This window comes from Roseicyclus sp. (assembly GCF_965662675.1).
Lineage (GTDB): Bacteria > Pseudomonadota > Alphaproteobacteria > Rhodobacterales > Rhodobacteraceae > Roseicyclus.
In genome coordinates, this window is sequence record NZ_CBFIIK010000112.1 from 1 (window position 1) to 8,503 (window position 8,503).

At 63.6% G+C, this 8,503-nt stretch carries 10 protein-coding genes; 9 read left to right on the top strand and 1 reads right to left on the bottom strand.

Annotated elements, in window-relative coordinates; all coding sequences use genetic code 11:
- Positions 1-71 precede the first annotated feature (71 nt).
- The 5 genes from ACTG4J_RS13235 (at position 72) to ACTG4J_RS13255 (ending at position 2,665) form a co-directional block, all read left to right on the top strand.
- A complete protein-coding gene (locus ACTG4J_RS13235) occupies positions 72-671 on the top strand; it encodes a carboxymuconolactone decarboxylase family protein (RefSeq protein WP_439140216.1) in 600 nt (199 codons plus the stop codon).
- Entirely contained in the window at positions 668-1,504 is an 837-nt protein-coding gene (locus ACTG4J_RS13240; protein ID WP_439140217.1) for a DUF6206 family protein, read from the top strand. The genes ACTG4J_RS13235 and ACTG4J_RS13240 overlap by 4 nt, the downstream gene beginning before the upstream one ends.
- Positions 1,497-1,979, top strand: a complete 483-nt coding sequence (locus ACTG4J_RS13245; protein ID WP_439140218.1) for a tRNA (cytidine(34)-2'-O)-methyltransferase — start codon at positions 1,497-1,499, stop codon at positions 1,977-1,979. The genes ACTG4J_RS13240 and ACTG4J_RS13245 overlap by 8 nt, the downstream gene beginning before the upstream one ends.
- A 111-nt stretch (positions 1,980-2,090) precedes the next feature.
- Positions 2,091-2,300, top strand: a complete 210-nt coding sequence (locus ACTG4J_RS13250) for a Flp family type IVb pilin (protein WP_439140219.1) — start codon at positions 2,091-2,093, stop codon at positions 2,298-2,300.
- A gap of 107 nt (positions 2,301-2,407) precedes the next feature.
- A complete protein-coding gene (locus ACTG4J_RS13255) occupies positions 2,408-2,665 on the top strand; it encodes a zf-TFIIB domain-containing protein (RefSeq protein ID WP_439140220.1) in 258 nt (85 codons plus the stop codon).
- A gap of 15 nt (positions 2,666-2,680) precedes the next feature.
- Here the strand turns inward: ACTG4J_RS13255 and ACTG4J_RS13260 are convergent, their stop codons facing one another.
- The gene (locus ACTG4J_RS13260; protein ID WP_439140221.1) at positions 2,681-4,780 is read right to left on the bottom strand and encodes a xanthine dehydrogenase family protein molybdopterin-binding subunit; all 2,100 of its coding nucleotides are present in this window, start codon (positions 4,778-4,780) and stop codon (positions 2,681-2,683) included.
- Between ACTG4J_RS13260 and ACTG4J_RS13265 the strand changes: the two genes are divergently transcribed.
- The 4 genes from ACTG4J_RS13265 to ACTG4J_RS13280 form a co-directional block, all read left to right on the top strand.
- The gene (locus tag ACTG4J_RS13265; protein ID WP_439140222.1) at positions 4,779-5,624 is read left to right on the top strand and encodes an aspartate dehydrogenase; all 846 of its coding nucleotides are present in this window, start codon (positions 4,779-4,781) and stop codon (positions 5,622-5,624) included. The two genes, ACTG4J_RS13260 and ACTG4J_RS13265, sit on opposite strands and share 2 nt — an antisense overlap.
- 73 nt (positions 5,625-5,697) lie before the next feature.
- Entirely contained in the window at positions 5,698-6,597 is a 900-nt protein-coding gene (locus ACTG4J_RS13270; protein WP_439140225.1) for an NAD(P)-dependent oxidoreductase, read from the top strand.
- Between the two features lie 5 nt (positions 6,598-6,602).
- On the top strand, positions 6,603-7,649 hold the full coding sequence (gene mnmH / locus ACTG4J_RS13275) for a tRNA 2-selenouridine(34) synthase MnmH (protein ID WP_439140223.1): 1,047 nt from the start codon (positions 6,603-6,605) through the stop codon (positions 7,647-7,649).
- Between the two features lie 123 nt (positions 7,650-7,772).
- Positions 7,773-8,503, top strand: a 731-nt coding sequence (locus ACTG4J_RS13280; RefSeq protein WP_439140224.1) for a class I tRNA ligase family protein, incomplete at its 3' end; no start/stop codon positions are given.

The following is an 8,503-nucleotide window of genomic DNA, read 5'->3' on the forward strand; positions in this document are numbered from 1 at the left end:
GGTGGTGGCGGCCCGCCAAGGGATCGGGCATAGAGGGGCAAAGATGGCCCCAAGGCAAAAGGGAGAGAGTGATGGCATTGGTTTCCCCCCGCGACGAAGACGCGATGGACCCCGATCTGCGCGATCATGTGCAGTTCTTCAAAGGGCCTTTGGGCGTGATCCCCAATTCGGTCCGCACCATGGCACATCGCGCCCCCATCGCGCGGGCATTCACCGATCTGAATGTCGCGGTGATGACCGATTACGGCGCGGGCGTGACACCGGAATTCAAGCGGCTGATCGGCTATGTCTCGAGCTACGCCTCGGGGTGCCTGTATTGTCAGGCGCATATGATCCTTGCCTCCGAACGCTTCAACGCGACCGAAGAACGGCTGGCCGATGTCTTCGATTTCGCGGCAAGCGTCCATTTCACGGACGCTGAGAAAGCCGCGCTTGCCTTTGCCCAAGCCGCGACCGCCGTGCCCAATGCCGTCACACCCGAGATCGGCGCAAGGATGCGCGCGCATTGGGATGACGGGCAGATCGTCGAGATCATGGGGGTGGTCGCCCTCTTCGGCTACCTCAATCGCTGGAACGATTCGATGGGATCAGCGCTTGAGGATTTGCCGCTGTCCAAGGGCGAGGGACGGCTGGCCGATGCGACGGGCTGGCAGGTCGGAAAGCACGTATGAGCGATCTGGCTCAAGATGTACGCGCGGCGCTCGCGGCGCGGGGTGAACCCGTCAGCCGACTGGGCTATTTCTGCCTGCCCTTCCGGCCTGCGGATGGCCCATTGGCGGATCGCGTAATCAAGACCTACCGCGGCGGGCGCGATCGTCATCTTCTGCAAGAACTCGGCGCGCGCCACGATGCCTATGTCGCGGCGCTGACAGGGGCGGGGGTGCGCCTGCCCAAGACGGAGTTTCTGATCCTTGACGAGGGCGGCTATCTGCAACCCGTCATCGTGCAAGACGCGCTCGATGAGCGGCTCTTGATGCGCCCAAAGCTTGAAGCCGCAAGCCTGTCCGAGATGCATGATATTCTGGGGGCGGCGACGCTCAGCATCGCGGATTTCTGGGCGCGTGTGGCCGACCGGCCCGAGCGGATCGGCTATCACCCCTCGATCCGCAATTTCGCCATCGACGAACAAGGGCCGATCTTTTTCGACACCTTCCCGCCGTTGATCGGCTATAGCCATGCGGAAATGGGCCAGCTTTTGTTGCGCTTTTCCGAAAGCGGGCTGGTGCGCGCGATGGGGCGCGTCATGCCGGGGCGCATTCGGGGCATTCAGGATGAGTGGTATTCGCCCGCGGGCACCATCGTGGGGCTGATCGGCTCGGCGGTGCGGTTGCGCCCGGCCGATGGCCCGGCGACGCTGGCTTGGGCGCAGGGGTTTGTCGCGGCCCATCTCGAGGGCGCGTTGCGCGAAGAGGTGTTAGCCGAGCTGGACCGCCCCCCGCGCTTGCCCGCCTATTGGACCGGGATGCGTCGCCTGTTGGGGTTGGAAGGCAAACCCAATGTCTGACGCAGCGAAGGCCGGGATGAAGGTCGTTCTCGTCGCCCCGGAAATTCCCGGCAATACCGGCACGATCGGGCGGACCTGTGTCGCGCTGGATCTGGAGTTGATCCTGATCCGGCCTTACGGCTTCGACATCTCCGACAAATCCGTGCGCCGGGCGGGCCTCGATTACTGGCAGCATGTGCGCTTGAGCGAGTATGACGATTGGGCCGCTTTTCTGGCCGCGCGCAGCCCGCGCCGCGATCAGCTGTTCTTCTTTGAAGATGATGGGGCGGGCGGCACGGTCTATGACCCTGATTACCCACCCGACGCCTATCTGGTCTTTGGCCGCGAGACCAAGGGGCTTTCGCCCGAAATCCTTTCCGGCATGGAAGACCGCTGTTTCCGCCTGCCGATGCGCTCGCCGCATATCCGGTCGCTCAACCTCGCCAATGCGGCGACGGCGGTGATCTATCAGGCGATGGCCGCCTATCTGCGCTGAGCTTTGCCCGAAAATTCCCTGCGCTGGGCGCGTCCTCGCCTTTGTTTGGCCGCAAGCGCAAGGCTTGATGGTGGGCAAGGTAATGCCACATCAGCTTAAGAGAGAAACCCCATGCCCATCAAATCTTTCCTCCGCGACGAGGCAGGCCATGTGACCGTCGATTGGGTCGTTCTGGCCGCCGGTCTGGTCGCAGTCGGTTTCGCCACCGTGATTTTCGTCTCGAGCGGTTACGAAAACAAATCGCAAGATATCAGCCATTCGCTGGCGAATATGGACCCCGTCGCCCATCACGAAGGCTTTGGCGAAGATCCCGACGTTTGATCGCGGAGTGTGGTACGGCCATGGCGTGTCATAGGTCTTTCCTATCGCCCGTTGTTGTGCGTCGTCCCATGACTATCTGAGGCGCAATCACCAAAAGGAGTGCGCCAATGCTATGTCCCGTCGATGGAAACACCCTTGTCATGAGCGACCGTCAAGGCGTCGAGATCGACTATTGTCCGCACTGCCGGGGTGTCTGGCTTGATCGCGGCGAGTTGGACAAGATCATTGAACGATCGGTTCCAACGACAGCCACGCCTGCGCAGGCCCCGCAGCAGATGCGCGGATATCACGAGGATGGTCACCAGCGCAGCTTCGAAAAGAAAAAGCGCCGTGGGTCGTTTCTCGACGATATCTTTGACTTCTGACCTTTGGACATCGGCTTAGCCGTTCAGCGCCGCCCAGATTCGTGCAGCGCTGTAGGGCATTTGCGGTGCGGGCTTGCCCAATGGGCGAAAGGCATCGCTGATCGCATTCATGAAAGCGGCGGGTGCGCCAGTGGTGGATGCCTCGCCCACGCCCTTGGCCCCCAGCGGATTCATCGGGCTGGGTGTCTCGCCATGCGATAGCCCCAAAGGCGGCAGATCATCAGCGCGCGGCATGGCGTAGTCCATGAAGCTGCCGGTCAAAAGCTGCCCGTCCTCGTCGAGCGCGATCGCCTCGAGCATGGTTTCGCCCAAGGCTTGCGCAAAGCCGCCCCTGATCTGTCCTTCGACCTGCAGCGGGTTCACGATCACGCCTGCATCGTCATGGCCATGTGCCGCCAAAAGCTGTGGCTGCCCGGTATCGGCGTCGATTGTGATCAGCACGGCATAGGCACCAAAGGCCCAAGCTTGGCCAGCGACCTCGTATTTGCCTTCAGCAGTAATGGGCAACGGCGCGCCCTCGGCCAGTGCCTTCTTGATCTTCGCGCAAACATCAAGCAGCGCGCTGCCGCCGATGGCGGTGGCCCGGCTGCCGACCGCGCCGATCCCTTCGGTGACACTGGCGGTATCGCCTGCCTCCAGCGTGATCGCCTCGGGTGGGATGCCCAAGGCGTCGCTGGCGATCTGCGAGAAGGCAGTAAGCCGCCCATGGCCCTGTTGCGTGGCTCCCGTCGCGATATGGGCCGTGCCATCGGGGTTCAGCGTGACGCGCGCATATTCCCAGCCTGCTGCCGAAGGATCGACATAAAAGGCGATCCCAAGGCCCGCGATACCGCCCTCGGCCCGGATCGCGTCGCGCCGTGCGCGTAGCCCATCGAGATCGGCGGCATCGGCGAAAGCGTCGAGTGCGGCGGCATAATCGCCGCTGTCCAACCGATTGCCCGTAGCCGTGTCATGCGGCATGGCTGAGGCGGGCAAGAGATTGGCCTTGCGCAGTGCGATGGGGTCGCGCCCTGTTTCGGCTGCGGCCGCGTCGATCAGGCGCTCGATGATCACATTGGCCTCGGGGCGTCCCGCACCGCGATAAATCCCCACGGGTGGGAGCGGATGCGAATAGGCCTCGGTCTCGATATCAAGGGCGGGGATGATATAGCCCGATGGCAAAACGCGGGCCGCATTGAAGGCGGGCATCAAGCCCGTGCCCGAGACCCAGCCGCCCAGTGGCGCCTCGATCCGCGCCTCAAGCGCCAAAAAGCGCCCCTCGGCATCAAGGGCCAACCGCCCGCGCGAGGTCAGGCCACGCCCATGGGCGGCAGACAAGAACTCTTCCGAGCGTGTGGCGATCCAGCGGACATCACGCTTGAGGTGCAGCGCGGCCCAAACGGCGAAAACCTCTTCGGGATAAGTGAACCCTTTCATCCCGAACCCGCCGCCGACATCCGGGGCCACGACCCGCAAAATGTTTGGGTCGATTTGCAAGATGCGCGTGACATCGTTCTTGGTGCGATGCGGGGTCTGGGTGGATTGAAAGACCGTCACCCCTTCGGTCATTTTATCATAGCGGATCGCCACGCCGCGTGGCTCCATCGGCGAGGGTGCGACGCGGGGGTGATGGGTCTCGACCGCGACGACATGGGCGGCATTGGCAAAGGCAGTGGTGGGGTTGCCCACATGCCAGCGACGATGCGCAACGCGGCGTGGGGCAGGCATTTCGCTATCGCTGATCTCGAGCGTGATCAGATCGACGGCATCGGAAGCATTGGCCGGGCTGTCGGCCAAGATCGCCACGAGTGGCTCACCCACACAGGCGATGTGATCGCGCGCCAGCATTGGAAAGGGGAGCGGTGCCTCGATTTCGAGAACCGGGGCCAGATCGGGCGAGGGGTTGGGTGGAAGGTCCGCACCGGTGAAAACCGCGACCACGCCGGGGGCCGCCAAGGCCGCGGTGACGTCGATGCCCGCAATCCGCCCGCTGGCGACAGGGCTGCGCAAAAAGGCCAGATGCAAGGGCCGATCCAGCACGATATCGGCGGTATAGCGCCCCTGACCCTTCAATAGCGCAGGGTCTTCGCGGCGAGGCAGTGCCAAGCCGATGGTGTTTTTCGCAAGCGAGGTCATGCGGTTCCCTGTCGTCTTTCCGGTCTGGGGTGATACTGTGGCTTTCGGTGGAAATGGCAAGGAGCCCATGATGCGTATCGCGGTGATTGGGGCAGGGGCCATCGGACGTTGGGTCATCGCTGCTTTACAGCGCGACGGCGCGGGGCCTCACGCGGTGATTTTGCGTGACCCATCCAAGGCGACGCCCGGTCTGCTGGCTGTGGATGATGTCGCCGATTTGCCGCCTGGCATCACTCATCTGGTCGATTGCGCCGGACATCCGGGGCTAAAGGCGCATGGGGTCAGGGCGCTGTTGGCTGGCATCGATGTTGTCACCATCTCGCTTGGCGCCTTGGCCGATGACGGGCTTGCCGCCGAGCTGCAGGCCGCCGCCATCGCGGGAAACAGCCGGCTGCATCTGGCCAGCGGCTCGGTCGGTGCGCTTGACCTGTTGCGCGCGGGTGCGGCAGGTGGGCTGAACCATGTGCGCTACACCGGGCGCAAACCACCCGCCGCATGGCGCGGCTCACCTGCTGAGGATGTACTCGATCTGGACGCCTTGACCGCCCCCGCCACCCATTTCGAAGGCACCGCGCGGCAAGCGGCCCTTGCCTATCCCAAGAATGCCAACGTCGCCGCCGCCGTCGCGCTCGCCGGGCGCGGCTTTGATCTGACCGAGGTTGTCCTGATCGCCGATCCCGCCGCGCCGGGCAACCTGCACGAGGTCGAGGCGCATGGTGCCTTCGGTCAGTTTAAACTGCAGGTCCAGGGTGCGCCGCTGCCCGACAACCCCAAAAGCTCGGGCCTTGCCGCGATGAGCATGCTGGCCGAACTGCGCCGCCTGCGGGCCGCGATCTCGACCTGATGCGAAAGCGGCACCCGCATCTGGACACCGGGGCCGCGCCTGCTAGGGTCGCGCGCTGTGCGAGAACACGCGAATAAGGGACGCAAAAATGGCAAAGCTGGCATTTCTTGGACTTGGGGTGATGGGCTATCCGATGGCGGGCCATCTCAAGGCGGCAGGTCATGACGTAACGGTCTACAATCGGACCACGGCCAAGGCCGAGGCTTGGACCGCCCGGCATGGAGGTGCCTTTGCCACTACCCCGCGCGCGGCCGCCGAGGGCTGTGATTTCGTCCTTGCCTGCGTCGGCAATGACGATGATCTGCGCGCCGTCGTCGCCGGCCCCGATGGGGCGTTGGCCGGGATGAAGCCCGGCGCGATCTTTGTCGATCACACCACCGTTTCGGCCACCGTAACGCGCGAATTGGCCGAACAGGCGGAAGCGATCGGTGTCGGCTATGTCGATGCGCCCGTCTCGGGCGGGCAGGCTGGGGCCGAGAATGGCAAGCTCGCCATCATGTGTGGCGGCGATGAGGTGCATTTCCAAGCCGCCGAGGCGGTCGTGGCCGCTTATGCCAAGGCGACCGTCCATTTCGGCCCGGTCGGCGCAGGGCAGTTGACCAAGATGGTCAACCAGATCTGTATCGCTGGGCTGGTGCAGGCCATGTCGGAAGGGCTGTTCTTCGCGATGCAAGCGGGCCTCGATCCCAAGAAAGTCGCAGATCTGGTCAGCCAAGGCGCCGGCGGATCATGGCAATTGGCCAACCGTGCAGGCACGATGGTGGATAATGAATTCAATCATGGCTTCGCCGTCGATTGGATGCGCAAAGATCTGGGCATTGCGCTGGGCCAAGCCAAGGAATTGGGCGTGGCGCTGCCCGTCACCGCCGTTGTCGATCAATTCTACGCCGAGGTGCAGCAGATGGGCGGCGGGCGCTGGGATACCTCCAGCTTGATCCAGCGTTTCCGCAAGATGACGGGCGAGGCGGTATAGACCAATTGGGCTATCCCTTCACCGATCTGCCCAGCCTGCGCGCGGCGGGCTTCGACACGATCATCGATGTGCGCAGCCCTGCGGAATATGCCGAGGATCATATCCCCGGCGCGCTGTCCATGCCGGTCCTTTCGGATGCCGAGCGTGCCACTGTCGGCACGATCTACACGCAAGAAAGCCCCTTCAAGGCGCGCAAGATCGGCGCGGCGCTGGTCGCGCGCAACGCGGCAAGCCATATCGAGACCAAGCTGATGCACCATGATGGCGGCTGGCGTCCCTTGGTCTATTGCTGGCGCGGCGGCCAGCGCTCGGGCTCTTTCGCCTCGATCCTGCAACAGATCGGCTGGCGTGCCGCGGTGTTGGAGGGGGGCTATCGCACATGGCGGCGGCATGTGGTGGCCAGCCTTTACGATGCAAACCTGCCATTTCGGGTGGTCCGGCTCGATGGCTATACCGGCACCGCCAAGACCGAGGTGTTGAAACGTGTCGCGGCGATGGGCGGTCAGGTTCTCGATCTTGAGGGTCTGGCCTGTCATCGCGGATCGATCTTGGGCGATGTGGAGGGGCCGCAGCCTGCGCAAAAAGGGTTCGAGACAGCGCTTGTCGCGGCCTTTGCGGATTTCGACCCACAACGACCTGTCTTGGTCGAGGCGGAATCGGCCCGGATCGGTACCTTGCGGCTTCCGCCTGCATTATGGGTGGCGATGCGGCAAGCGCCGCGGATCGCCCTCGAGGCGGGGGTTGCGGCGCGCGCGCGATATCTCGCGGCGATTTATGCCGATCTGGTTGCCGATCGCGACGGGCTGTCGCGCCGTCTTGATGGGCTGCGCACGCTTGCTGGGCATGCGGTGGTCGATAGCTGGCAGGCTCTGCTTTCGGCAGGTGCCTCCGAGGCGCTGGCGCGCGGGTTGATCGAACGCCATTATGACGCTGCCTATGAACGCCTGCGGCGCGAAGACGAAACGCCCGTTCTGGCCCGGATCGACGCAGGCGCGCTTGACCCGGCCGCTCTTGACACGACTGCCCGCGCGGTCTTGGCCCATCTGGGCTAGACTGTCCCTTCTTCGTTTCAGAAATATCCCGGGGGGAGTCCGCAGGACGGGGGGCAGCGCCCCCCTTTTCCTCCGGCCTCCCATCCGCTACCTGACGCCTGACCGACGAAAGGGACGCCGCCCATGGACAAGAGTTTCAACGCAGCCGAGGCCGAAGATCGCATCTATGCCCAATGGGAAGCGGCGGGCTGTTTCAAGGCGGGCGCCAATGCCAAGCCCGGCGCCGAACCCTATTCCATCATGATCCCGCCGCCCAATGTGACGGGTGTTTTGCACGTCGGCCACGCCTTCAACAACACGCTGCAAGATGTGCTGACCCGCTGGCACCGCATGCGCGGCTTCGACACGCTCTGGCAGCCCGGCACTGACCATGCGGGCATCGCGACCCAGATGGTGGTCGAACGCGAATTGGCCAAACAGGGTAAATCCCGCCGCGACATGAGCCGCGAGGAGTTCCTCTCCCATGTCTGGGCGTGGAAAAAGCAATCCGGTGGCACGATCGTGCAGCAGCTCAAGCGCTTGGGAGCGTCATGTGATTGGTCGCGCGAGGCCTTTACCATGTCGGGCGCGCCGGGTGCGCCTGCAGGCGAAGAGGGGAATTTCCACGACGCGGTGATCAAGGTCTTTGTCGATATGTACGACAAGGGCTACATCTATCGCGGCAAGCGGCTGGTGAATTGGGACCCGCATTTCGAGACCGCCATTTCCGACCTCGAAGTTGAAAATATAGAAGTCGCCGGTCACATGTGGCACTTCAAATATCCGCTCGCCGGTGGCGCGACCTACACCTATGTCGAAAAAGACGAAGACGGCAATGTCGTGCTGTCTGAGGAGCGGGACTACATCTCCATCGC

Bases quoted from the DNA above. Each gene is read 5' to 3' on its own strand.
- ACTG4J_RS13260 (WP_439140221.1), bottom strand. From the start codon at position 4,780: ATGACCTCGCTTGCGAAAAACACCATCGGCTTGGCACTGCCTCGCCGC.
- ACTG4J_RS13245 (WP_439140218.1), top strand. From the start codon at position 1,497: ATGTCTGACGCAGCGAAGGCCGGGATGAAGGTCGTTCTCGTCGCCCCG.
- ACTG4J_RS13235 (WP_439140216.1), top strand. From the start codon at position 72: ATGGCATTGGTTTCCCCCCGCGACGAAGACGCGATGGACCCCGATCTG.
- ACTG4J_RS13240 (WP_439140217.1), top strand. From the start codon at position 668: ATGAGCGATCTGGCTCAAGATGTACGCGCGGCGCTCGCGGCGCGGGGT.
- ACTG4J_RS13265 (WP_439140222.1), top strand. From the start codon at position 4,779: ATGCGGTTCCCTGTCGTCTTTCCGGTCTGGGGTGATACTGTGGCTTTC.
- ACTG4J_RS13255 (WP_439140220.1), top strand. From the start codon at position 2,408: ATGCTATGTCCCGTCGATGGAAACACCCTTGTCATGAGCGACCGTCAA.
- ACTG4J_RS13250 (WP_439140219.1), top strand. From the start codon at position 2,091: ATGCCCATCAAATCTTTCCTCCGCGACGAGGCAGGCCATGTGACCGTC.